This window comes from Rhizobium sp. Leaf384 (assembly GCF_001424065.1).
Classification (GTDB): domain Bacteria; phylum Pseudomonadota; class Alphaproteobacteria; order Rhizobiales; family Rhizobiaceae; genus Ferranicluibacter.
The window spans coordinates 987993-1011851 of the sequence record NZ_LMQE01000001.1 but is presented as its reverse complement, the minus strand read 5'-3'; the positions used below and the strand labels follow the sequence as shown (position 1 = coordinate 1011851).

The following is a 23859-nucleotide window of genomic DNA, read 5'->3' as shown; positions in this document are numbered from 1 at the left end:
ACGCCTGTTACGCCTGAGCCTCACCCTTTTAGACGGCACGGCCCCTGGCGCTCTGCAAACCACCTTCATCAACGTTTCACTTGGGGCAAAAGGTGGCCCTAGATACCTGAAGTATCTCTCACAGCAAAATAATTTTTATAAGTTAGAAATATGGTTAATTTCGGCAGTAATGTAGACTAGTTACAAGTGTCTTCAGAAGCTTTTCTTTGGTGTGCATACTGGGGAAATTTGACAAGCATATGTTTTATTACGATAATAAGTGGATTCACAGTGCAAAAGCGTTGTGGCGATCTGAAACGCGTTTGAAGGATAATCATATGAACGCCACCATCACGACTACCAGATTTGACTACGATGCATACGATATCATCGAGGGTGATAAAAGGAGACTTGAAGATAGCGCATTCCATATCTACCAGCTCGGTCGGAAATCGACAGAGCAGGCCTTTCAACTTGGCGAGCATCTTGAGTATGCCAGTGAGCTTCTTCCAGAAGGTTCATTTGGAAAGTGGGTTGGGAAGCGATGCGGGATGACAGAGCGTCATGCGCGAAATTTCCGCGCGATTCATCGTGTCCTCGCGCCGTACCGGCCTCGACTGGTCGATCTTGGCGTCAACTCCACTGTGCTCGTTCGACTGACAGCGGCAACGGATGATCAGATCGAGGCTGCCATCGATCTGTGCAGAAAGAACGGGTCGATCAAAGTCAAGGACGTGCAGGCCATCTTGGCCATGGAAACCGACGACAAGCCGACGCCGACAATCGACCCTGCGGATGTCGGCGGTATAGATGGCCTCAAAGCATTGATTGTCGCGAAAGTGCGGGAAGGGCTTCGGCTGTTCCTCATGCACGTTGCAGAGATTCAAGCCAAGATCACCGCAGCGCTTTCTGGCAAACGCGTGGTCAAGTCAAAGCTTGCCGACGAGGTTGTGGTCGTTACCCGTCTTGCGAAGGCGGAACTCAAGAGCTTGGCGTTGTTCGTCCAGCCAGGCGGGTTCGATCCCAGCGTCGTGTGGGACACCACCTTTGCAAATGGCAGTCACTGGGCTCGGGTATTCAGTGTTCTCCAAGACTTAGGCGGCATCGATAGCTGGCCAGAAGCGACAAACGTTCGTTCTTGGCTAGAGGTGGACGTTCTTCCGGCTCTCGACTGGGCAACCGCGAAAACCAAGATGCCGGTCTGGATGGATCCAGCCGCTATCAATCCGTCCGATGTCAGCGGCCTCACTGTGGCGCCTGAACGTGGCAAGATCGATACCCAGGTCCCAGAATCCAAGCGCCGGCAGACCGAGCTCGCGCTAAACAGTGCATTCAATTCCGCACACCGGGCGGTTGCTCGCAGTCCTGCGGTAGCTGATGTTAGGACTGAGGCTCGGCCGTCGCTCGTATCGGCGAACGCTGACGACGACGAGACTTTGGGAGCATTCTTCTCAAAGGAGGATCTCGGGTCGGATATTGAGACGCGCGATTTCCCCCAACTAACGGCCTCAGACCTCTTGCCGGCCCATTCGCTTTGAAGCGAGTATCGGGAGCTGACATCGTTGGCTCCCGGAAACGCTTACCCGTAAGCGCCTATCAACCTCGTGAGCTCGCCGTTAACCGTGTTCTGGATCCGTTCTCATCGGGCTCACTGCGATGCTTGAGATCCGGGTATGGTCCTGTCATCTCTGAAGGCGTTCCAGACGGGAACTTCGAACGGCCCAAGCCAGTGTTTGCACCACCGACAAGGGCCTAACCCTCATGCCTTCGATGAAAAGGAATCGGGCTATGAACACCCTTACTGCCTCTGTCTCCACCGGGGAAGCTCCCCTTGCCATCCGCCGCCACTTGGGGAACCGCCCCGCAGTCTCGACCAGCGAGCCACCCGCTCAGCGGCGCTTCCCGTGCCGCGTCCGCTTCGCCGAGGTTGAGACCGATCTCGAGATGCTGATCGACAAGGCGATTGCCGCGATCGCCGAGGGCGAGCCTGCCGACGACGAGATCCTCGGACACTACGTCCACGTCGCATCGCTGGTCCGCGCCATCAGCTTCCGGGAAGGTAAGCTGCTCGAGCAGGCGGTCGAACGGCTGTCGAAGGCAAACCCGGATCTGATCGTGCTGACGCAGTCGATCAAGCTGCCGTTGGTCAAGACGGCGATCGAGGCGATTGCCGGAAACGCCTGGCATGATCTCGATGGCATCAAGTTCGACAGCGAGGCACCGGCCAAAGGGAGCTACACCCCGGACCTGATTATCGTAAACCGCGTCCGGCACTCAGCTTCTATCTTGGATCTCAAGCGTTCGCTCGCGTCCTACGGCGACACAAGCCGGCTGGAGGAGTTGAAGGCCAAGATGATGGCGACGGCCATGATCCTTCCCGATTGGCTCTACAAGAACCAGAAGCGTGTGATGGTCGATACGGTTGGCGTGGCCATTGTCGATGGTGCAAGCCGCCCAAGCAGTCACGAGACCGGCATTTGGGCTCTGTCGGAGATCGACGACCTCTTGGAGATCGATGGTGCGGCGGCCTGCATGGCTGAGCTACGCAGACGGTTTGGCATCCGGGTGCAGCAGCTTCTCGAAGCCGAGGCCAGGAAGGCGCTGGGTTTGGTCGGGGTCACACCGGCTGCCACCGCTGAAGCCAGGCCCACCAGCATCCATCGGCCGATGATCAACCTCAACGCTCTCGGCGCTGACGGCATGGATGACGATGAGGATGCCTTCCCCTTCGAAGCCGACGAGCAGGACGAACCTGCGGTCGATCTCCCGCTGATCCGCCAGCCGCAGCGCATCCGCGTTGGCTTTGCCCGCCGATTGCTCGATAGCTGATCGACCGATGATCGGTAGTGCGGCGTGAGAGCTTGTCTTCGCGCCGCCAGCCTCTCGCCTCCTTCATCCCCTTTTAATCCCGCCGTCCGTGTTGCGGACGCTGCGTGCGGAGCTTTGTCCCATGTCATCTTCAGACACATCCCTGCCTTCATCCCGACGGTCCACAATCCGCTGCGATGCCGCCGAGGCGGAAATACAGACTTCATCCGTCTGTGAGCGCCATCTTGATCCTGCCGTGCTGATTGGCCTGTCTCTTGCCTACGCCCGGCGACGAGCAGCGGTGCCTGCAGCAATCGCCTTGCCGTTGATGGAGCTTGCAGCCCAGGGTGATGTCACCTGCCGCCTTGTCTCCGACTGGCTTGCGACGCGCTCGAACGCCGCGTCTCGACACTCTTATAGCCGCGGCCGCGCGCGCTCGCGGTTTCCCAAAACGGCAATTATTGCCGCGACCGGGGAGGGTACCCGATGAACAGATTATCCCGTTTGTTTGTCCGTCGCCTGCGTCATCTCGCAAGCCGCGACACCCGCCGTCATGGCTTGGCGAATGGCTTGCTCGCCGTGTCGAGCATCGACGTGCAAGGCCATCTCGTGCGGCGCTACACCCCGGCCTTTGACACCGGCTCGCTGACATTCAACCGGTCCGCGGATCTTGCCTGGCTGACCCGGACCTTCGGCTCGCTGTTACTGGAGACGGTCAAGCCGGAGGCCGATGGAGCGGCCGCCGTCGTCGCCCAGCCGACCGCCAGACTGTCCGGCACGCGTTCTACGGCGGTCAGCCTGCGAACAGACACAGCCCTCGATCTCCCCGCACCCACTCCGGACCGACGTGCCTACGCCACGACGCTGGTCGGCCTGGCAGCACCTCCCGTTCATGTCGCACATCTTGCTACCGCCTTGCTCATCGCCCGCGCCATCACCTCATCCCGCATGACGCTGCGACGCGTGGTCGAGATCATCCGGCGACCCGCCCCGATCATCGTCCTGAGATCACAGGTGGACCGGGCACAGGACGCTTTCTTGCGGCTGATCGAGATGACCGGCCTTGTCCCGTCAGGCCCTTATGCCGGGGCATCCGGCGACAGTTTCTATGAGCGCGACATGGATGGCTTTACGGACATCATCCCTCGCCGCCGCTTCGTGTTCTTCCAGGGAAAAGAAACAGGCCGCGAAAGCCGGGCCATGAGGCGCGGGCTCGCGTCTGTCCTTGGCAAAGAGGATCCGATCCTTGCCATCGCGCATCAGCTTGCCGACATCCCTGATCAGATCTCGGCGGCGGCCGACCTGCATCTCGATGCCGGCGCGGTCGATCGGGCGTTCGTGGTCGATCTCTTCGAAGCGGTCTATGGCGATATCGGCGGCATGGTCCACGATGCCCCCCATCTCAGGGCGTTCGATGCGAGTGTGTTGACGCTTGACGATCTCGTCCTTGCGCTGCGGCCGGGCCGACCCTTGGATGAGGCCCTGGTTGCCCTCCGGCAGCTTGCTGCGTGCAAGGTTCAAGGCGAACGCGGTGAGGATACCCAGGACAATCGAGACAGGTTCCCAACCGAGCCCGCGACAGGGCAGGGGGCATTGGCGGAAGGGAACAAGGCGTCGCGGTCTCCCTCGTCCAGGAAGGGCAAACCGTCAGGCACTGAGATTATCCAGCCACAACCCTCGCCGGGCGACCGCGCAGACGGGATCAAGCCACCGGTGACCGTCGAGACCCTGTCGGGCTACGGCGCGGCACGATCCTGGGCGCTCGATCTCAAAAGCGATCTTGGCGACTACCGCACGGGCGACCTCGGCTGGGATGAGATGAGCACCAAGCTGCTGTTGTCTGGCTCGCCCGGAACCGGCAAGACCAGCTTCGCACAAGCCCTCTGCAACACGCTGCAAGTCCCCCTAGTCGTCACATCTGTCTCGACCTGGCTGCAAGGCGGTCATCTCAACGATGTCATCGACCGTATGAGCCGGACGTTTGCAGAAGCACGCGATTACGCACCATCCATTCTGTTCATCGACGAGATCGATGGCATCGGGAAACGGGTCGATCCCAACCGGGAGTATGCCGACTATTGGAATGCTGTCGTGAACAAGATGCTCGAGCTGCTGGATGGCGCGGTCAGATGCGACGGTGTCATTGTGATCGGTGCGACCAACCGGCCCGAGCAGATCGACGAAGCCATCAAGCGCTCCGGACGGCTGGAGACGCATATCGAAATCCCGAAACCGGACATCTCGGCCCTTGCCGGAATCATCGCCCATCATCTCGGCAAGGACATCGATGCCGTGCTGCAGACTGCCGAGCCATCGAAGCGGCAATGGATCGACAAGGTAGTCGGAAATGCCCTTGAGGAAGAGACGTTCGGTGCGCCCGTTGATACCGACCAGGAGGGAGCCCCAGCATGACACCCATCTCCTCGATCATGACGACAACGTCGAACGCTTCCGGCCTTCAACCGACGGATGCCTTGGCCCCGGAGACTGCGCCGCTGTTACGGCAGCTTGCAACCCGCGCAATGGGCATGACCGGTGCGGATATCGAGCGGATCGTCCGGCAGGCCCGGCTGACGGCGCGTCGGGAGAAGCGAGCGTTGCGCTACGAGGATCTCGAGGCCGGCCTTCGCGATTACCGACCGACCCTGCCGTACGATACCAGATGGCGCTACGCCATCCATGAAGCGGGACATGCCGTCGTCCATCACGCGCTGGGACTTGGCGACGTGACCGGACTGACGGTCGACGCGCAGGACGGCGGCTACAACATGCTGAACTTCAGCGGCGGCAGCGCGGGCACGCTTGCTTGGCATGAAGACATGATGGCTATGCTGATGGCTGGTCGGGCGGCCGAGTTGCTTTTGCTGACGTCAGCCTCCACGGGATCGGCAGGTGCTGACCACTCCGATCTCGCCAAGGCGACCGATCTTGGACTGGCGATGGAAGCAAAGCTTGGCTTTGGCGGCGTTCATCCGCTGCTGTATCTGTCGCACACCTCGCCTGCACAGGCGCTGACCTCCGATCGAGATCTTGCCGACCGCGTTCACGCGCGTATCGAGACAGGACTGGAGCTGGCAATGGAGGTGATCAAGCTCAATCGGCCACCAATGGACGCTCTGGTGCGAGCCCTGTTCGGTGCCCAGGCGCTGGATGGTCCGGCAGTCATGGCGATCCTGCGGAGGTGCTATGACTAGTGGTGCATCAGGACAACAGCTTCAAAAGCTCATTGCTCTGATACAGATGTCTTGGAGCATTGGGGGCGCAGAGGTATGACCGTATCAGTGATCGCGCACTGTGACTGGAGCATCGACAGGTCTAAACGTTGGATGGCGGTCGCGATCGCGGCGCCGCAGCGCGGCTGGGTCATCGGCGTGCCCGAGCCTGTCGGCGACACTGCGTTACTGATTGATCGCCTGCAACGTCGTGCTGTCATCACAGGCTCACTGTTGGTTGGCTTCGACTTTCCAATCGGCTTGCCGCATTCCTACGGGCAGAAAACTGGGTTCAAGTCCTTCCGGGATGCGTTGGCAGGCTTCGGCAAGGGAGCTTGGTCCGATTGGTACAAGGTCGCAGAACACCGCGGCGAGATTTCGGTCCATCGTCCTTTCTATCCGATGCGTCCAGGCGGAACGAAACGCGCACATTTGCTGGAAGGACTTGGGGTCAACGAGACCGCGGATCTGTTGCGGCGCTGCGAGCGTTCGACGGCTGATCGCCAGGCGGCGTGTTCACTGTTCTGGACACTCGGCGGAAATCAGGTCGGCAAGGCAGCTCTAGCCGGCTGGCGCGAAGTCATCCTGCCGCGCCCGGACAACGTTGGCCTCTGGCCGTTCGATGGCAGCTTGCTGGAATTGACCGCCGTGCATCCCGTGGTCCTAGCTGAGACCTACCCAGGCGATGTCTACGGCCAGCTTGGCATCCCGCGCCGACCGGTGTGGAGCAAGCGGCAGCAGTTCGGCCGTCGCGCTGTCGGCAACCACCTCGAACGCTGGATTACGCGGCGAGCGCATGTGGATGCCTCAGCCATCCTCGAATCCATCGAAGATGGATTCGGTTCGGATAAGACCGGCGAAGATAGATTCGACGCGACAGTCGGACTCTTGGGCATGATCGATGTCGTCACTGCAGCAAGGCCTGAAGGCGCCCCGACCGACGATGCCGTGGAAACATGGGAAGGCTGGATTTTGGGGCAGGCCAGCTCTCGCGGCGACCTGACTTGAAGCGAGTCGACTTTTGGCAAACTCAGGCTGATGTGCCTGCAACTTGAAACACATTGCGATCATCCGATTCTGAACTGCGGATTTCCGATTCAAGCTTTTGCGCAAACGATTCTGCAAACGCCGTTTGCAACGGCTCAGAGCCGCATAACTCTCGATGACGTGCAGGCACGTTGACTCAAATTGCGTTCATTCGATTCAAAACTAAGCTGAATCGATTCTAAGTTCCGGAATTCCGATTCACGCTGAAACGCCTTGCGCCGGTGGGCGGGTCCTCTCACCATTGGTAGGAGCCAACAACGCAGGAGGACATATGACCCGGAAATCGGAAGCGGTGCGTAACCGTGAGCAGAAGGAGCGACAGCGCACCCTGAGGGCGAAGCAGAAAGCAGAGAAGCGACCGGGCCGTGATGATGTGGCGCGCGTTCTTCTGCACTGGTTCATCCGCGGTGCAACCGTGAAGGGTCGCGAGCATGAACTCGACCGCACCGGAGAGATCATCGTCAAGAGACTGGTCGAACAGGGGTTCGACGAGGCCGCGTCCTACGCCGTCTTCGATGCCCTCGTTGATAAGTACGGAGGCAATGCCTGGGGCTTTCGAAGGAAGCCGCATCTTCTCTATCCGCCAGAGGTCAATCAGGATAAGTGATTGCTAGGCCGCTTCAGCTCACCTGTTTCTCCCGCAAATCGCTCTGACTAGTGCAAACGGCGTTCAAGTAACACGACTGTCTTCCCCCGGTTACTTCTTAAAACGCCGTTTGATTCTGAATCGGTTTTTTCAAGAGATCGCTGACCGGCTCGGCGACACGCTACCTCCGACCGGATTGACCAGCCTGTAGCGCAACCCGCCGAGAGCTTCCGCCGACGGAGCAGAAGTATGAGGACGTCAACGGTATTGAGCAGCTATGGGACGAGCTGCGGCGCACGATGTACGGATGGGCGTGTTGAGGATTGCCGAGGAAATGATTTCCGGCCGGCTTGCCGCTTATTTACGACCAGGTCGTGCCCACGGCGGCGGTTGCTTCTCTTTAACCCAAGGCAGCAGTTTGATGTCTCGAGGCTGGATATCGTCCGTAATGATCGGAAACTTTGCTAAGGCATCGCGCATCAACGAAAGACCGGCGACATCCGTGTATCGATTGTTGGTTTCACCGTCACTCAGTCGTCCGGAAAGGTCATCGATGATCGCGGGAGGAACGCCCCTCTGTTTCAAAGTGTTGGAAAGGCCGTGCCGGAGTGCGTGAAGCGAGCGCTGCCAAAGAGCCTCACCGAGTGACTGCTGCATCACCGGTATGAATTGATCGTAAAAGCGATCGCCTGGATCATTCTCCGTCAAATGTGAGAATAGATCTGGGAAGAGCGCGTCGTATCCAAGCTTCTTGATCTCGGTCCTGTATTGGAGAAAATTCAATCGGATGAGTTCATCCGGCAGCGGGAGCAGCCTGTGTGATTGGATGGTCTTGATACGACGAAGCTCATTAGCCCGGACATCGACGACCCAGCCGTCTTCTGTCTCATACACATCATTCACGCCCAGGCCGGCGAGCTCCTTACGGCGCGCACCAAGGTAAACGAAGAGCAGCGGCATATAGAAAAGGCTGTCGTGATATACAACGTCGCCAGATTTTCCCCGCTGCTCCCAGCCAGCGCATCCTGTGAATATGGGGGCAGAGAAAATCGGTTTGATATCCGCTGGTTTAGGCTTGTACTGCTGGTGTCGGATTGAACCGGGCTTTGGCTTCTTTGGTCGAACGCCTTCGAACGTCCAGTCGAGAATATTGAACCCGTTACCGCGAAGGTGCTGGAGGAATGTCTGAAGATTGGCAAAGTGCTTCCGGATGGTCTGGGCACTCAAGCCTACCGCGGATTTTGCTCCCGATGCTTCAGCGTCCGCTCTCATCTGTAGACCTTGCTTACGCAGATCGGCAGTTGACAGAGCTCGGAGCTGCGAGCTTTGCCCCCATCGTGTCGGTATGTCGTTGAAGTGCTGCCGCAACCGGCCGATGTGATATTGCGTGATCTGCCCAGAATGCGCGAGGTTGTGTTCCTGAAGGACGCCGGTGAATATGCGCACAAGAGCGCGCGCGTCATTTGCTGTCGCCGGCTCCCACTCGTCCTTCTTGTTCTTGATCAGGTTCTCGCACTCTTGGGAGAAATCTGAGATGGGCAGGTCGACAAGCGTAGAACTCTCGACCTCTCTAAAATCTACGCTCCTGAGCTCCTCCTCAGGTGCCGCAGAGAGAGGTGTGAAGCCGGGGGCAGCAGGAGCCAGTCGAAAAGGCACTGTCTCTGAGTCTGCAGACGACGCAGAGGCCAGCGTTTGATGGGGTTGCTCCGATGACTGGTCTGCAGTTTCTCGAGGCGGTGATCCGCCCGTGAGTTCGCTGAGGTTTTTGTCGGCTAACGGGTAGCGCTCGTCCGTGGCCATCAATGCATCTGCTCGACCACGGAAAATATTCATAGCTGTCCGCTCTCGGTTGAGCGGGCTGTCCGGGATCTCGAACTCCTTCATGACGGTATGAAGGCGATTCTCGTGTCCCCTATGAAGAAACTGAGATCTGGCCGAAGCGTAGTCTGCCTTGATGTTGGCGATATGTGCGTCGGGTATCCCGTTCCTGTCCAGCAGGGCTCGCCCTGGGCAGCCATCGTCCAGAGTAAGCAGGGTATGGGGCCCGAAGTTCTCAAGCAGCCGGTATGCCCAACCGTTCTCCAGGTCCATCTCTACGTCTGTGATGTCGTGGGGTCTTCCGCGACGACGGGCCGCAAAGGCGATACCGTCGAGGTGATCCATCATCTGGTCTCGTTCGGCCGCACACAATCTTGCCAACTGATCCTTCGTCGTCGTCCCTGCCATTGTTCCTAACTTCAAGTCTGCCAGAAGGGTGTTGAGCCGCCTCGCCATCATCTGTGCCTTTCTATGATCGGAGGCCTGAAGAGAGAGTGAAAGCCGGGTGCCTGCTGGGCAGAGATGAAAACTGCGCGGGACCCGCGGCCGCCAATAAAAGACATTTCCCCGGCGGATGAGGTTCTCGACGTGGTGACGAACCGTCATGAGGCTCAAGCCCTTTGAACGGCCCTCAGTGTTGCCCTCGCGCGAAGCAATGGACACCACCTTTGGGCATCAGTTCTGGGCATCAGGTCGCAGTTAATGCCAGAACGGGATCCAAAAAGGCCCAAAAGACAAGGAATTCAGGGAAAATCGAGAGAGCTGGCTGGGGAACCTGGATTCGAACCAGGACTAACGGAGTCAGAGTCCGTGGGTCTACCGTTAACCTATTCCCCAACGCGCGGGCTGTGCCCGTCGGTGTGCCGGGCTTATAGACAAAAGACGGGGGGATGCAAAGGGGGTTTTTGAAAAACTTTGCGGGGCCGGATTTTCCCTGTTGAAACGGCCGGTGCGGGGCTGTCCCGGAGGGCGGGTTCGGGAAGGCGGGGCGGCGCTCGGGAAAAAGCAGTTGGCGAAAGGCGGGCGCACTGGTAGAGTCGGGACAACGAAAATCGAGAGAGCGTCTTGAGCGACCGACAAGGCTTCGCGCGACGCGGTGGTAAGATCAGTGAAAGACCCCGAGCACGGCGATACGCCGGTCGAGAGCGGGGCGTCGGCAGCGGCAGGAAACCCGGGACATGCGAGCCCCGGGTCCGGCAAAGCCAAGCGCAGGCGTCGTAAGGCGGCGCGCAACGGCGCCGCATATGCCAGCTCCCAAAACCCCTCCGTCTCCGGAGGCGGTCCCTCCGGTCCGGGACTTCCGGACGGCGAACCCGTGCGCAAACGCAAGCGGCGGCGTCGGACGAAGTCCGCCGGCGCGGGTACGCGTCAGGGCCCGGCCGTCGCAACGGGCGGCCGTCTGCCGTCGGGATCTCTTGATCATCAACCGGGCCGCGGACAGCCGACCCGCGTGGCTGGCACTGGTTCCGGCACTGGGTCCGGCATTGCGCCGGATGGCGACATCGCGGCGTCCCTCTCCCCGAGCGACGCGGGTCGCGACGCCCCGAGGCGGGATAGCACAGGACGGGATACGACCGCGCGGGACACGAGGAGCCGCAACGGCGAGGGATCCACGAGGGGATCTGCGGGTTCGCAGAGCCGTGGCCCGACCGGTCCGGTTTTCAACGACGCGGGTTTTGATAAAGGCGGCGCGTCTCGCGAGGAGGGCTCGGAGCCCGGCGCCTGCAACGGCGCGCCGGGCACGGCGGCTGCACGCGGGTCCTCCGGCCGGACGGGCAGCGAGACTGCCGGTGCGATGGCCGGGAGCGGCACGGGCCGCCCTGATGATCGCCCTGACCAGCGCCACGACCAGCGCCCCGACCAGCGCCAAGATCGCGGCGATGGCCGGTCGGAAGCCTCAGGACGGGATGGCGATAGCGCCGGGCGGAAGATGGGCCAGAGCCAGGCCGCCGACCAGCAGGGGCGTGGGCCGGAAGCGCAGGGCGACCGTGCCGGCAAGGGTCACCGACATCACAGGCACCGTCATCGCCGCACGGCGCAGGCACGTCCGCTCCAGGGCACGGATGTGCTGCGGTCCGGGCGCGATCGCGCAGGATCGGGCATGCAAGCAACGCCGGTCGCGAAGTTGCCGGGCGCAGCGACAGCGAGCCCAGGCGCAGCCGGGGGAGGGCCAGCAAGGACAGCAGGGGTACCGGGTGCGGCCGCGGCCAGGCCGGCGGATGCGCGGCCGACGAACGGTGGACGTACACCGGCCCAGCGGCCGGGGCGTGGCGCCGGCGGGCATGGCGGCGCTGCTTCTTCCTCATCCGCGGGGGCGCCATCGGGCGTTTCGGCCGACAGCCTGGGGGGCACCCCTGGGCGGGCGGCCTCGCCGCAAAGCGGCCATTCCGGACACCAGCGTTTCGAGCAGGGCAGCGCCCGCACGGATGCATTGAGGGGGCATGCGTCTGGAAAGCCCGGCCCTGCGGGGTCGTCCGCGGATCTGCCGCAGGGGCGTGAAGCCGGTGCGCAGGCGGGTTACGGCGCGCGCAGCCTGGCCAGTGGCACTGGCGGCCCGGGCAGCTCGGGCGCCGGCCGACGCGTGGATGCCTTCGAGGGCGACGATATGGCGCCGATGCCGCTCTATGCGGCGCTCGATCTCGGCACCAACAACTGCCGGCTTCTGATCGCGCAGCCGACGCGGCCAGGGCAGTTCCGGGTCGTGGATGGCTTTTCGCGCATCGTCCGGCTTGGCGAGGGCCTTGCGGCCACCGGCCGCCTGTCCGAGGATGCGATGAACCGTTCGGTCGAGGCGCTGAAGATCTGCGCTGCGAAACTCGGGCATCGCAACATCCGGCGCAGCCGGCTGATCGCGACCGAAGCCGCCCGCGCCGCCGAAAACGGCGTGGTCTTCATGGAGCGCGTGTCCGCGGAAACCGGCCTTGAACTTGAGATCATCGACCGGGAAACCGAGGCGCGGCTTGCGGTGTCCGGCTGCGCGTCGCTGGTCGGGCGCGAGGCGCGCTCCGTCGTGCTGTTCGACATCGGCGGCGGTTCGTCGGAAATTGCCGTGCTGCGCATCGGCGACACCCGGTCGAGCCGGCTTGCCAACCACATTACCCACTGGACCTCGCTGCCGGTCGGCGTCGTCACCCTGTCGGAGCGCCATGGCGGCCGCGACGTCACGCCGGAAAGCTTCGAGGGCATGATCCGCGAAGTCTCCGGCATGCTTGATCGCTTCGATTGCCCCGATGTCGAGGCGGTTCACGCGGCGGAGGATTTCCATCTCATCGGCACCTCGGGTACCGTCACGACGCTCGCCGGCGTGCATCTGGACCTGCCACGCTACGATCGCCGCCGGGTGGATGGCCTCTGGCTGTCCGATGACGAGGTGTCTGCGATGCAGGCGCGGCTGCTGTCCTGGGATTTTGCCGCGCGGGCGGCCAATCCCTGCATCGGGCCGGATCGGGCGGATCTCGTTCTTGCCGGCTGCGCCATCCTGGAGGCGATCCGCCGACGCTGGCCGTCGACCCGCATGCGGGTTGCCGATCGTGGGCTGCGCGAAGGACTTTTGACCGATATGATGGCCGATGACGGCGTCTGGCGTCGCGGCCGCGGCCGCCGCCCGTCGCGAACCGGCCCGCAAACCGGCTCCGAGGAGGGCCGAAACGTATGACAAAGCCTCCCATCGGTGGAAATCGGACCGGTCGCAAGCTCGGACAGAAGGTGAAGAAGGGCAAGCTGAAGGCGTCCTCGCGACGCTGGATCGAGCGCCATATCAACGATCCCTATGTGCAGCGCGCCCAGCTGGAAGGCTATCGCGCCCGTGCGGCCTTCAAGCTTCTGGAGATCGACGAGAAGCACAAGATCCTCTCCGGCGCTCGGCGCATCATCGATCTGGGCGCCGCCCCCGGCAGCTGGTCGCAGATCGCCGCCAAGGTCACGAGCTCGACGGACACCGACCCGCGGGTCGTGGCGATCGATTTTCTCGATGTCGATCCGCTGCCCGGTGTCGTCATCCTCAAGCTCGACTTCCTCGACCCCTCGGCTCCCGACGCCCTGATGGATGCGCTCGGCGGCACGCCGGATCTCGTGCTGTCCGACATGGCGGCCCCCACCACGGGCCACCGCCAGACGGACCATATCCGCACCATGCATCTCTGCGAGGTCGCGGCCCATTTCGCGATCGACGTTCTCGGACCCGGCGGCCATTTCCTCGCCAAGACGTTCCAGGGCGGAACGGAGCGCGAGCTTCTCAATCTGCTGAAGCAGAATTTCCGTCAGGTTCTCCACATCAAGCCGGCCTCGTCGCGGGCCGAATCGGTCGAGATGTTCCTGCTGGCCAAGGACTTCAAGGGCCGTCGCGAGGGCATTTCCGACCATCCCGACCTGCGGGCGGAAGGCGAGGATTTCCGCGACGCGCGCGAGGATGTGGGCGAGCACGACGAGGACTGAGCCGTGCTGCTGTACGTCACTGTCGGCACGAACGACCCGGCGCGCGCAGGCACGTTCTACGATGCCGCACTGGCGCCGCTTGGCCTCGTACGCCGGCAGGAGAGCGGCTCGGAGATCGGCTATGGACATCCCGATGACAGCCGCTGCCGCGTCTGGGTCGTCGCACCCCATGACGGGCGGCCTGCGACCGTCGGAAACGGCGTGACGATCGCACTGGAGGCTGCCAACCGCGCCGCCGTAGACGCGTTTCACGCGGAGGGCCTTCGGTTTGGAGGGACTTGCGAAGGCGCACCCGGCCTTCGGCCGTTTCATGCCGCGTTCTACGCAGCCTTCTTGCGCGACCCCGATGGCAACAAGATTGCAGCCGTCTGCGAACGCGCATGATCCGTTGCGGCGGCGCCTGTTGACGCCCCATGTCGATATCGGGGTCGGAGGCTCGGTGTTTCCCGAAGTAAACAAGGGGACGGACACAATCGAGGCTGAATGTCCCGAAAGGTCCGCCCGCCAAACGCCGTGCTCCCGGGCTTGGCCCGAAATCGGACGCGCCGACGTCTTTCGGGTCAGGGCGGGGCTCTCCCCGAGGACTCAAGCTGCGGGATATCTGTGTCACGCCCGGAATGCCGAAGACGACGGGTGTCTGTCCCTGCAAAGGCGCTCGTGTCCGTTTCCTGCGCGAGCACTCCGTCACATCACTTTCCGGCCAGCTGCTCCAGTTGCGCCTCACCTTTCTCGCGGGACGCGGCGCCGTGTCCCGAGACGGCGGCACCGGCATTCTTCGCCATGCCGAGGAAGGGGATGACGGAGACGAGGGTGATCGCGGAGATCAGCATGAAGGCGAGCTGGAAGTCGGCAAGTTCCAGCTGCGTGCCGGTCCAGCGGTTTTCCACCTCCAGAATGGCGCCGGCCACCGCCACGCCCATCGCCAGGCTCATCTGCTGCAGCACGGCGCTCATCGCCGTCGCCTTGCTGGCCATCGCGTCGGGAATGTCGGCAAACGACAGGGCGTTGATGCTGGTGAAGAAGAACGAGCGGGCAAGCCCGGCCACAAGCAGCACGAGGCACATCACGAGATAGGGCGTTGCCGGTGTGAAGAGCCCGTTGACGAAGGTGAGAACCGTCGCGATCAGCGCTGCGATGATGAGCGTCGTGCGGAAGCCGGCGCGGATCAGCACCCGCTTGGCGAAGAATTTCGTCGTGAGCGCGCCGATGGCGCCGACAAAGGTGATCATGCCTGACTGGAAGGGCGAAAGCCCGAATCCGACCTGCAGCATCAGCGGCATGAGAAAGGGAATGGCGCCGATCGAGATGCGGAACAGCGTGCCGCCGACGGCAGCGGCGCGGAAGGCGCTGTCCTTGAACAGGTTGAGATCGAGCAGCGGCGCCGGATGGTGCCGGGCATGGCGGACATAGAGGATGCCGCAAAGGATCCCGACAACGGCTGCAACCGCACCGATGATCGGCGGCAGGGCAGGCAGGCTCATGACGGACAGGCCGAACATGGTGCCGGAGGCGGCAATGGCGCTGAGAAAGAAGCCGGTGATGTCGATCGGTGGCGGCCGGTCGCTGATGACCTCCGGCAGATAGACGCCGGAGAGGATATAGCCGAGAATTCCGACGGGCACGTTGATGATGAAGATCCAGTGCCAGGAGAAGTAGGTGGTGATGAAACCGCCGAGCGGAGGGCCTGCCAGGGGTCCGACGAGCGCGGGAATGCTCAGCAGCGCCATGGCGCTCACGAGCTCGCTGCGCTGGGTGCTGCGCACCAGCACCAGCCGCGCGACGGGCGTCATCATGGCGCCGCCCATTCCCTGAAGGAAGCGGGCGCCGACGAAGGAGACCAGATCTCCGGAAATGGCGCAAAGCACGGAGCCGGCGATGAAGACGAGGATTGCCGAGCGGAAGATGCGTTTCGCGCCGAACCGGTCGGCCATCCAGCCGCTCAACGGAATGAAGATGGCGAGCGACACCATATAGGAGGTCAGCGCCAGCTTGAGCGTGATCGGGCCGACGCCGAGGTCGCGGGCGATCGCCGGCAGGGAGGTCGCGATGACGGTGGAATCCATCTGCTCCATGAAGAGCGCGACGGCAAGGATCAGGGGAACGATGCGGTTCATGCGAAGGCAAACCTTTGCGACGGCCTTTCGGCTCCCGGCAGGATCCGGGATGATTACCTTGGTTGAGATGTGGATGCCCGTGCGCAGGGCATGCGGTCGGGGAGGATTTCTGGAAGGGACATAGACACGCTGCGCCGAAAGTCCCGTGTCCCGTCTCACGCCATGGTCAATTTCCTGTGAAGAATGGGCGGCCGCGCTGTCAAGCTGTCCGCCTCGCTCTACCTCAGAGCCTCTCGCGGACCTTGCGCGTCGTGACGGGGAGGGTGGCGCACCCCGTGTCCGATCCGCGTCACGGGAACGGCATGCCGTCTCGACAGCCTCAGGCCGATGGGCGCCAGCCATGGGTTTGCGCAGCACGGCTTCGCCTCGGCCTTGGGTTCACCTCGCCATCGGCTTCGCTCGGCCTTGGGTTCGCCTCGCTATTGGGTTCAAACACAAAGGAAACGATTGATGCACGGATTTTCTCTCGGCAGACGCACCCTTTTTGCAGCCACCGCTCTTGGCGCGCTCGCAGCACCCTTCATCCTGAAGCGCGCCGCCTTTGCGCAAGGTGCCGCAGGGTCGGCGGGCAAGGAAACGCCCACGGCCTCGACCGGCGGCAAGAGCGCGACCGTCAAGCTTGGCGATTTCATCGTGACCATTGTCAGCGATGGCCTGCGCGTTGCCGACAAGCCGAACGAGACCTTCGGGACCGACCAGCCCCCGGAAGCCGTGGCGGCGCTTTTGCAAAAGAACTTCCTGCCGACCGACCGGTTTGCCAACGGCTTCTCGCCCGTCGTCGTCGACACGGGGTCGGAGGTGGTGCTGTTCGATACGGGCAACGGCGAGGCGGGCCGTCCGGCCGGAACCGGCTATCTGCTTGAGGGGCTGCGGGCCGCGGGCTATCCGCCGGAGAGCATCACGCTCGTGGTTCTCACGCACATGCACGGCGATCACATCAATGGTCTGATGGAAGGCGGCAAGCCGGCCTTTCCCAATGCCCGCTACGTCATGGGCGAGACGGAGCTTGCCTTCTGGAAGGATCCGGCCCGCGTGGGAACGCCCGCCGAGGGTGGACACAAGGCCGTGCTGACGAATGTCGTGCCGCTGGTCGAGAAGGCAACGCTGATCGGGGACGGTGCCGATGTCGTTTCCGGTATCACCGCCATGGCGGCCTTTGGCCATTCACCCGGGCATATGGTGTTCCGCGTGTCCTCGCAGGGCAAGGATCTGATGCTCACGGCCGATACCGCCAACCACTATGTCCTGTCGCTGCAGCAGCCCGACTGGCAGGTGAAGTTCGACATGGACAAGGAAAAGGCCGCAGCATCGCGCCGCAAGGTGTTCGACATGGTCGCCGCCGAGCGGCTGCCCTTCATCGGCTACCACATGCCCTTTCCGGCTGTCGGCTATGTCGAGAAGCAGGAGGCAGGCTACCGCTTTGTCCCGGCGTCCTACCAGCTCTACCTCTGAGGGCAGAAAGGGCAGGAAGGGCAGGAAGGGCAGGTTGGCAGCCTTGCCGGTGTCGGATGACGCCGCAACCGTCAGCCTGCGGACATTTCGTCCTTGAGCGAGCGCAGCATTGCCGCCATGCGCTCGCGAATGTCGTCTTCCAGGAAGATGACCCCGGCGGCGTCGAAATCGGCATTCAGCCGGTCCATAACGCCGTTCGGATGTTCGACGCCGACCGCCATGATGTCGCGCGCATAGGTTTCGCGATCCGGACTGTCGAGCATGGCCGCGGCCCACAGGCCAATCAGGGCATTTCGCCGCGCTTCCGCACGGAATGTCAGTTCCTCTCCGCGGACGAAGCGCGTTTCCTCGGCTTGGGCGATCTTGCGCAGGGGCGTCATGGTTTCGGTTCCTCGTCTCTTCCTGTCTGTGTGTTCCGCCGGTTGCCTTTCCGGGCACCGCGTTGGGGATGGTTCTACCGGACAGCGCTTAATGCCCGTCAAAAAGGCACGCCTAATAAAAACTGAAAATGCGCGCCCGCGAGACTTCGTCCACACGCGCAAGGGGGCCGGCGCTTGCCGCAGGGCGCACTTGCAGGGGGCTACGCTTGGAGGGGACTTACTTGCAGGGGACGGCTGCGGCCGGCCGGCTTTTTCTGTTCCCATCCCGTCACATCCGTGTTACGTGCCCTCGCCAACTTCCATGAAACACTTGCCGTCATTCCCTCCCAGAATGCCCGGCAGGCGACGCTCCCGCCGGAACCCCGTCCGTCCGGGCGTCTTGCACATTTTTAAAGGAATTGGCCCATGGCGCGCATCATCGAAACGGCTACCGGTCTGGAGGCTCTGACCTTCGACGACGTCCTCCTGCAGCCTGGTCACTCCGAGGTCATGCCGGGCCAGACGAACATCGCCACCCGTATCGCCCAGGATATCGAACTCAACCTGCCGATCCTGTCTTCGGCCATGGATACGGTCACGGAAGGCCGTCTTGCCATCGCCATGGCCCAGGCCGGCGGCATCGGCGTCATCCATCGCAATCTCTCTCCGGTCGAGCAGGCCGAGCAGGTCCGCCAGGTCAAGAAGTTCGAGAGCGGCATGGTCGTCAATCCCGTGACGATCGGCCCGGAGGCAACGCTCGCCGACGCGCTCGGCCTCATGAAGACCTACGGCATCTCGGGTATCCCGGTGGTCGAGAATGCCGGCAACGGCAAGACGCCCGGCCGCCTTGTCGGCATTGTCACCAACCGCGACGTCCGCTTTGCCTCCGACCCCAGCCAGCGCATCTATGAGCTGATGACGCGCGAGAACCTCATCACGGTGAAGGAAAACGTCGACCAGCAGGAGGCCAAGCGCCTGCTGCACACGCACCGCATCGAGAAGCTGCTGGTGGTGGATGCCGACGGCCGCTGCGTCGGCCTGATCACGGTCAAGGACATCGAGAAGTCGCAGCTCAACCCCAATGCCTCCAAGGATGCGCAGGGTCGCCTGCGCGCCGCGGCCGCCATTTCGGTCGGCGACGACGGCATCGAGCGCGCCGAACGCCTGATCGACGCCGGCATCGACCTGATCGTCATCGACACGGCGCATGGTCATTCCCAGCGGGTGCTCGACGCCGTCACCCGCGTCAAGACCATGTCGAACTCGGTCCGCATCATGGCCGGCAACGTCGCGACGTCCGACGGCACGCGGGCGCTGATCGACGCGGGCGCCGACGCCGTCAAGGTCGGCATCGGTCCGGGCTCCATCTGCACGACGCGCATCGTTGCCGGCGTCGGCGTGCCGCAGCTGGCCGCCATCATGTCGGCCGTCGAGGCGGCGCGTGCCGCGGATATCCCCGTCATCGCCGATGGCGGCATCAAGTTCTCGGGCGACCTTGCCAAGGCGATTGCGGCCGGTGCGTCCGCCGTCATGATCGGCTCGCTCCTGGCCGGTACCGACGAAAGCCCGGGCGAGGTGTTCCTGCACCAGGGCCGTTCCTTCAAGGCCTATCGCGGTATGGGATCGGTCGGCGCCATGGCCCGGGGCTCGGCAGACCGCTATTTCCAGGCCGAGGTGCGCGACACGCTGAAGCTCGTGCCGGAGGGCATCGAGGGCCAGGTGCCCTACAAGGGCCCGGTCTCGGGCGTGCTCCACCAGCTGGCCGGCGGTCTGAAGGCCTCCATGGGTTATGTCGGCGGCAAGACGCTGAAGGATTTTCAGGACCGGGCCACCTTCGTGCGCATCTCGGGTGCCGGCCTTCGCGAAAGCCATGCCCACGACGTGACGATCACCCGCGAAAGCCCCAACTACCCCGGCGCATGAGCGCGGATCGTAACGGACATCGAACAGGAGCCGCACGCCACCCGTGCGGCTCTTGTTTCTCGAGCGAGGACCCATGACGCAAACCGCCATCCTCTGGCCCGTGATCGCACAGGTCCTGCTCGTCTACATCGTCTACGGCGTGATGGGACAACGGCGCTTCGGCGCTGTCCGGCAGGGGAAGGCCCGGGCGCAGGATTTTCTCGTGCCCTCGGTCGAGCCGGACGCGAGCGCGACGGTTGCCCGCAACCTGACCAACCAGTTCGAGCTTCCGGTCCTCTTCTACGTCGTCTGCACGCTGCTCGCCGTGACCAACGGCGTGTCCTTCCTGACCGTGTCCGCCGCCTGGCTGTTCGTTCTCTCCCGCTATGGTCATGCGTTCGTGCATCTGACCTCCAACCGGCTGATGCTGCGCCACAGGCTGTTCGTTGCCGGTTTCCTTCTCAATGCGCTGCTCTGGCTGCTGCTCGCAGTCCATATTCTCTGACCGCAAGGCGAGATTCCGCCGTCCGCCGACTTTACCGCGTGCGCGAAGCCGCTATCGTCGCGATGGTCGCCGCCACGACCGGACATCAAGGGAGCGCTTCATGAAACTGAAAGACAAGGTCTGCATCGTCACCGGGGCTGCAAGCGGCATCGGCCGCGCCATTGCCGTGCGCTATGCCGCCGAGGGCGCGCGCGTCGCGATCGCCGATCTCTCGCTCGAAGCGTCGGAAGGGGCCGCTGCGGACCTCGCCAAAGGGCCCGGCCAGGCCATCGGCCTTGCGATGGACGTCACCTCCGAAGAGGCGGTCAATGACGGCGTGGCCGCCGTGGTCGAAAAATGGGGTCGCGTCGATGTCCTCGTTTCCAATGCCGGTGTCCAGATCGTCCACAGGATCGAGGATTTCCCCTTCGCGGACTGGAAGAAGATGCTGTCGATCCACCTCGACGGCGCGTTCCTGACCACCAAGGCCTGCATGCCGCACATGAAGCGCCAGGGTGGCGGCGCGCTGATCTACATGGGCTCGGTGCATTCCCATGAAGCCTCGCCGCTTAAATCTGCCTACGTCACGGCCAAGCACGGTCTTCTTGGTCTCGCCCGCGTGGCGGCCAAGGAAGGCGGTCCGCATGGCGTGCGGTCCAACGTCATCTGCCCCGGCTTCGTAAAGACGCCGCTCGTGGAGAAGCAGATCCCCGAACAGGCGAAGGCGCTGGGCATTTCGGAAGACGAGGTGGTCAAGCGCGTCATGCTGGGCGGCACCGTGGACACGGAATTCACCACCATCGAGGACGTGGCGAATGTCGCACTCTTCCTGGCCGGCTTCGAGACCAATGCCCTGACCGGCCAGTCGCTGATGGTCAGCCACGGTTGGGCGATGCGGTAGCGACCCCTGCGGTCTCGCCGAGCAGCTTTGCCGAGGCGTCGATGACGACCTCGGCGAGCGCCTGGTGATCGGCCGTCCGGCGCGACCGTGCCCGCCAGACGAGTCCGATCTGCCGCGAGGGCTGCGGCTCGGCAAAGGGCACGATGCGCATGCGGCTGCGCCCGCGCTCTTCCTTGACCGCAATTTCCGGGATGAGCGTGATGCCCATGCCGTGGCTCACCATCTGCAACAGCGTCGCCATGGAGGTCGCGCCGTAATTGGCCACGCGCCGTCCGGCCGAGGCGCCGCAGACGGCAAGCGCCTGATCGCGCAGGCAGTGACCTTCCTCGAGCAGCAGCAGCCGGTCGACATCCACCTGCGCTTCCGTCATCGGCGACATCAGAAGCGTGCTCTCGTCCTCGGCCATCGCGATGAGAAAACGGTCCTTAAACAGCGGGAGAACGTCCAGCGTCTCCTCGCCCTGCGGCAGCGCGACGATCGCGCAGTCGAGCCGACCCGCCTTCACATCCTCGACGCAGCCCGAGGTGAGAAGCTCGCGGAGCTCGATCTCGAGCTTGGGAAACCGCGCACGCAGCATGGGAATGAGCACGGGAACCAGGTAGGGCGCGACGGTCGGTATCACCCCGAGCCGCAGCCGGCCCTCGAGAATGCCGGTGACCTGACGGGCCCGGTCGTAAAGCGCATCGACCGACTGCAGGATCGTGCGCACCTCCGGCAGCAACGCCTCGCCCTGCCGCGTGAGGAGCGCCCCGGCCCGGTTGCGCTCGAACAGGGCAGCACCGAGATCCTTTTCCATTTCGGCGATCTGCGCGGAGAGGGCGGGTTGGCTGACATTGACCAGCTCCGCCGCCCGGCCGAAATGGCGCGTGGTGGCGAGGGCATCGAAGTAGCGCATCTGTCGAATGGTGAGCATGATCGGAATTTCCTATCGAACATCACAAGAAATACAATTGGAAATTATCGATGGAGAGTGCGAGAAAGGGGGCAGCCTTGGTTTTCGGACATGTCGCATTTTCGGCATGATGGAGGACGAGGATACAGCTTGAAGCCGGACGGGCAACAGACACCGCGGGATTGCCTCCGAGCATCCCGAGCGGTCTGCCGAGGGTTTTTCAAGCGAAACGGGGTGGGCAGGCTCTCGATGAGAGGCCTGCGCGCCGATCGTGCCGGAGCGCTTTGCGGCGCTTGGCGATGAACGAGCGGGATCGGCACGACCGGACCCGACATGTCCAGACAGGAGGACGAAATGACTGATCGCCCGACAATGACGACAACGGCCGGCGCACCCGTGCCGGACAACCAGAATTCGCTGACGGCCGGCCCCAAGGGCGGCATCATGCTGCAGGACTACCAGCTGATCGAGAAGCTGGCCCATCAGAACCGCGAGCGCATTCCGGAACGCGCCGTGCACGCCAAGGGCTGGGGTGCCTATGGCACGCTGAAGATCACCGGCGACATCTCCAAGTACACCAAGGCCGCCGTTCTGCAGCCGGGTGCGGAAACGCCGATGCTCGCCCGCTTCTCCACCGTTGCCGGTGAGCAGGGTGCAGCCGATGCCGAGCGCGACGTGCGCGGCTTCGCGCTGAAGTTCTACACCTCCGAAGGCAACTGGGATCTGGTCGGCAACAACACGCCGGTGTTCTTCGTCCGCGACCCGTACAAGTTCCCGGACTTCATCCACACCCAGAAGCGCCATCCGAAGACGAACCTGCGTTCGGCGACGGCCATGTGGGACTTCTGGTCGCTCTCGCCGGAAAGCCTGCACCAGGTCACCATCCTGATGTCCGACCGCGGCTGTCCGACGTCGCCGTTGCACATGAACGGCTACGGCTCGCACACCTTCTCGTTCTGGAACGATGCCGGCGAGCGTTACTGGGTGAAGTTCCACTTCAAGACCCAGCACGGCCACAAGTTCTACACGAACGAGGAATCCGAGCAGGTCATCGGCAAGACGCGCGAATCCTACCAGGAGGCGCTGTTCGGCTCGATCGAGGAAGGCAACTATCCGCGCTGGACCGTCCAGGTGCAGATCATGCCGGAACTGGATGCCGAGAAGACCTCGTACAATCCGTTCGACCTGACGAAGGTCTGGCCGCACAGCGAATATCCGCCGATCGAGATCGGCACGATGGAGCTGAACCGCAACCCGGAAAACTACTTTGCGGAAGTCGAGAACGCCGCGTTCTCGCCGTCCAACATCGTTCCCGGCATCGGCTTCTCGCCGGACAAGATGCTGCAGGCCCGCGTGTTCTCCTATGCCGATGCCCATCGTCATCGTCTCGGCACGCATTATGAGCACATCCCGGTCAACCAGCCGAAGAACCCGGTCCATCACTATCATCGCGATGGCCAGATGAACACGTTCGGCGGCATTCGCACGGGCAATCCGGATGCCTATTACGAGCCCAACTCGTTCAACGGCCCGGTCGAGCAGCCTGCAGCCCTCGAGCCGCCGCTGCGGATCGATGGCGACATGGCCCGCTTCAACCACCGCGACGGCAACAACGACTATGTCCAGGTGACGGCCCTGTTCAACCTGTTCGATGCCGACCAGAAGGCGCGCCTCTACTCCAACATCGCAGCCGCGATGGGCGGCGTTCCCGGCTACATCGTCGAGCGCCAGCTTGGTCACTTCAAGCAGGTCCACCCGGACTACGAAGCCGGCGTGCGCGCCGCGCTCAACAAGGCGCACGGCTACCAGGCCGACACGATCAGCGCCGACCAGCCCGCCGCCGCCGAATAATCGGCGTCAAGGTTTTGGGA

The 23859-nt window shown here is 62.9% G+C and carries 18 protein-coding genes and 1 tRNA gene; 14 read left to right on the top strand and 5 right to left on the bottom strand.

Annotated elements, in window-relative coordinates:
* Nucleotides 1–317: 317 nt before the first annotated feature.
* From ASG25_RS04665 to ASG25_RS04640, 6 genes are all read left to right on the top strand, one after another.
* Nucleotides 318–1517: a hypothetical protein gene (locus tag ASG25_RS04665; protein WP_062469858.1), complete on the top strand. Its 1200-nt coding sequence runs from the start codon at nt 318–320 to the stop codon at nt 1515–1517.
* A gap of 250 nt (nt 1518–1767) precedes the next feature.
* A complete protein-coding gene (locus ASG25_RS04660; RefSeq protein WP_062469856.1) occupies nt 1768–2808 on the top strand; it encodes a hypothetical protein in 1041 nt (346 codons plus the stop codon).
* Between the two features lie 465 nt (nt 2809–3273).
* Complete coding sequence (locus ASG25_RS04655; RefSeq protein ID WP_082479910.1) at nt 3274–5199, top strand: ATP-binding protein; 1926 nt, start codon at nt 3274–3276, stop codon at nt 5197–5199.
* Nucleotides 5196–5981 (top strand): ATP-dependent Zn protease, encoded by a 786-nt coding sequence (locus tag ASG25_RS04650; protein WP_244479312.1) that lies wholly within the window; start codon nt 5196–5198, stop codon nt 5979–5981. The genes ASG25_RS04655 and ASG25_RS04650 overlap by 4 nt, the downstream gene beginning before the upstream one ends.
* Before the next feature lie 75 nt (nt 5982–6056).
* Entirely contained in the window at nt 6057–7007 is a 951-nt protein-coding gene (locus tag ASG25_RS04645; protein ID WP_062469851.1) for a hypothetical protein, read from the top strand.
* Between the two features lie 310 nt (nt 7008–7317).
* Nucleotides 7318–7653 carry a hypothetical protein gene (locus ASG25_RS04640; RefSeq protein WP_062469849.1) on the top strand — a complete coding sequence of 112 codons (336 nt, stop codon included), beginning with the start codon at nt 7318–7320 and terminating at the stop codon, nt 7651–7653.
* A gap of 336 nt (nt 7654–7989) precedes the next feature.
* Here the strand turns inward: ASG25_RS04640 and ASG25_RS04635 are convergent, their stop codons facing one another.
* Nucleotides 7990–10056: a DUF6538 domain-containing protein gene (locus ASG25_RS04635; protein WP_062469847.1), complete on the bottom strand. Its 2067-nt coding sequence runs from the start codon at nt 10054–10056 to the stop codon at nt 7990–7992.
* A gap of 157 nt (nt 10057–10213) precedes the next feature.
* A tRNA-Gln gene (locus ASG25_RS04630) sits at nt 10214–10287 on the bottom strand.
* A gap of 1264 nt (nt 10288–11551) precedes the next feature.
* On the opposite strand from ASG25_RS04630, the gene ASG25_RS04625 reads away from it, so the two are divergent.
* From ASG25_RS04625 to ASG25_RS04615, 3 genes are read left to right on the top strand one after another with little or no spacing between them, the layout of a single operon-like run.
* Nucleotides 11552–13105 (top strand): Ppx/GppA phosphatase family protein, encoded by a 1554-nt coding sequence (locus ASG25_RS04625; protein ID WP_062472175.1) that lies wholly within the window; start codon nt 11552–11554, stop codon nt 13103–13105.
* A complete protein-coding gene (locus tag ASG25_RS04620) occupies nt 13102–13884 on the top strand; it encodes an RlmE family RNA methyltransferase (protein ID WP_062469844.1) in 783 nt (260 codons plus the stop codon). The genes ASG25_RS04625 and ASG25_RS04620 overlap by 4 nt, the downstream gene beginning before the upstream one ends.
* Nucleotides 13885–13887: 3 nt before the next feature.
* A complete protein-coding gene (locus tag ASG25_RS04615; protein WP_062469841.1) occupies nt 13888–14268 on the top strand; it encodes a VOC family protein in 381 nt (126 codons plus the stop codon).
* Between the two features lie 305 nt (nt 14269–14573).
* Here ASG25_RS04615 and ASG25_RS04610 read toward each other — a convergent pair whose 3' ends face one another.
* Entirely contained in the window at nt 14574–15998 is a 1425-nt protein-coding gene (locus ASG25_RS04610; protein ID WP_062469838.1) for a DHA2 family efflux MFS transporter permease subunit, read from the bottom strand.
* Between the two features lie 450 nt (nt 15999–16448).
* On the opposite strand from ASG25_RS04610, the gene ASG25_RS04605 reads away from it, so the two are divergent.
* Entirely contained in the window at nt 16449–17450 is a 1002-nt protein-coding gene (locus ASG25_RS04605; RefSeq protein WP_062469835.1) for an MBL fold metallo-hydrolase, read from the top strand.
* Between the two features lie 71 nt (nt 17451–17521).
* On the opposite strand, the gene ASG25_RS22990 is transcribed toward ASG25_RS04605, so the two are convergent.
* The gene (locus ASG25_RS22990; protein ID WP_062469832.1) at nt 17522–17830 is read right to left on the bottom strand and encodes an ATPase inhibitor subunit zeta; all 309 of its coding nucleotides are present in this window, start codon (nt 17828–17830) and stop codon (nt 17522–17524) included.
* 405 nt (nt 17831–18235) lie between these two features.
* Here ASG25_RS22990 and guaB point away from each other — a divergent pair, with 405 nt between their 5' ends.
* The 3 genes from guaB (at nt 18236) to ASG25_RS04585 (ending at nt 21096) form a co-directional block, all read left to right on the top strand.
* Nucleotides 18236–19732 carry an IMP dehydrogenase gene (gene guaB, locus ASG25_RS04595; protein WP_062469829.1) on the top strand — a complete coding sequence of 499 codons (1497 nt, stop codon included), beginning with the start codon at nt 18236–18238 and terminating at the stop codon, nt 19730–19732.
* 73 nt (nt 19733–19805) lie between these two features.
* On the top strand, nt 19806–20216 hold the full coding sequence (locus ASG25_RS04590) for an MAPEG family protein (RefSeq protein WP_062469826.1): 411 nt from the start codon (nt 19806–19808) through the stop codon (nt 20214–20216).
* A 100-nt stretch (nt 20217–20316) separates the two neighbouring features.
* Nucleotides 20317–21096, top strand: a complete 780-nt coding sequence (locus ASG25_RS04585) for a 3-hydroxybutyrate dehydrogenase (RefSeq protein ID WP_062469823.1) — start codon at nt 20317–20319, stop codon at nt 21094–21096.
* Here the strand turns inward: ASG25_RS04585 and ASG25_RS04580 are convergent.
* Nucleotides 21071–22009, bottom strand: a complete 939-nt coding sequence (locus ASG25_RS04580; protein WP_062469820.1) for a hydrogen peroxide-inducible genes activator — start codon at nt 22007–22009, stop codon at nt 21071–21073. The genes ASG25_RS04585 and ASG25_RS04580 overlap by 26 nt on opposite strands.
* Before the next feature lie 333 nt (nt 22010–22342).
* Between ASG25_RS04580 and katA the strand changes: the two genes are divergently transcribed.
* Nucleotides 22343–23839: a catalase KatA gene (katA, locus tag ASG25_RS04575; RefSeq protein WP_062469817.1), complete on the top strand. Its 1497-nt coding sequence runs from the start codon at nt 22343–22345 to the stop codon at nt 23837–23839.
* Nucleotides 23840–23859: the final 20 nt, after the last annotated feature.

Coding starts and splice junctions, on each gene's coding strand:
- ASG25_RS04590 (WP_062469826.1), top strand. CDS start 19,806: ATGACGCAAACCGCCATCCTCTGGCCCGTGATCGCACAGGTCCTGCTC.
- ASG25_RS04650 (WP_244479312.1), top strand. CDS start 5,196: ATGACACCCATCTCCTCGATCATGACGACAACGTCGAACGCTTCCGGC.
- ASG25_RS04620 (WP_062469844.1), top strand. CDS start 13,102: ATGACAAAGCCTCCCATCGGTGGAAATCGGACCGGTCGCAAGCTCGGA.
- ASG25_RS04585 (WP_062469823.1), top strand. CDS start 20,317: ATGAAACTGAAAGACAAGGTCTGCATCGTCACCGGGGCTGCAAGCGGC.
- ASG25_RS04640 (WP_062469849.1), top strand. CDS start 7,318: ATGACCCGGAAATCGGAAGCGGTGCGTAACCGTGAGCAGAAGGAGCGA.
- ASG25_RS04625 (WP_062472175.1), top strand. CDS start 11,552: ATGCAAGCAACGCCGGTCGCGAAGTTGCCGGGCGCAGCGACAGCGAGC.
- ASG25_RS04605 (WP_062469835.1), top strand. CDS start 16,449: ATGCACGGATTTTCTCTCGGCAGACGCACCCTTTTTGCAGCCACCGCT.
- ASG25_RS04665 (WP_062469858.1), top strand. CDS start 318: ATGAACGCCACCATCACGACTACCAGATTTGACTACGATGCATACGAT.
- ASG25_RS04635 (WP_062469847.1), bottom strand. CDS start 10,056: ATGACGGTTCGTCACCACGTCGAGAACCTCATCCGCCGGGGAAATGTC.
- katA (WP_062469817.1), top strand. CDS start 22,343: ATGACTGATCGCCCGACAATGACGACAACGGCCGGCGCACCCGTGCCG.
- guaB (WP_062469829.1), top strand. CDS start 18,236: ATGGCGCGCATCATCGAAACGGCTACCGGTCTGGAGGCTCTGACCTTC.
- ASG25_RS22990 (WP_062469832.1), bottom strand. CDS start 17,830: ATGACGCCCCTGCGCAAGATCGCCCAAGCCGAGGAAACGCGCTTCGTC.
- ASG25_RS04645 (WP_062469851.1), top strand. CDS start 6,057: ATGACCGTATCAGTGATCGCGCACTGTGACTGGAGCATCGACAGGTCT.
- ASG25_RS04610 (WP_062469838.1), bottom strand. CDS start 15,998: ATGAACCGCATCGTTCCCCTGATCCTTGCCGTCGCGCTCTTCATGGAG.
- ASG25_RS04580 (WP_062469820.1), bottom strand. CDS start 22,009: ATGCTCACCATTCGACAGATGCGCTACTTCGATGCCCTCGCCACCACG.
- ASG25_RS04660 (WP_062469856.1), top strand. CDS start 1,768: ATGAACACCCTTACTGCCTCTGTCTCCACCGGGGAAGCTCCCCTTGCC.
- ASG25_RS04655 (WP_082479910.1), top strand. CDS start 3,274: ATGAACAGATTATCCCGTTTGTTTGTCCGTCGCCTGCGTCATCTCGCA.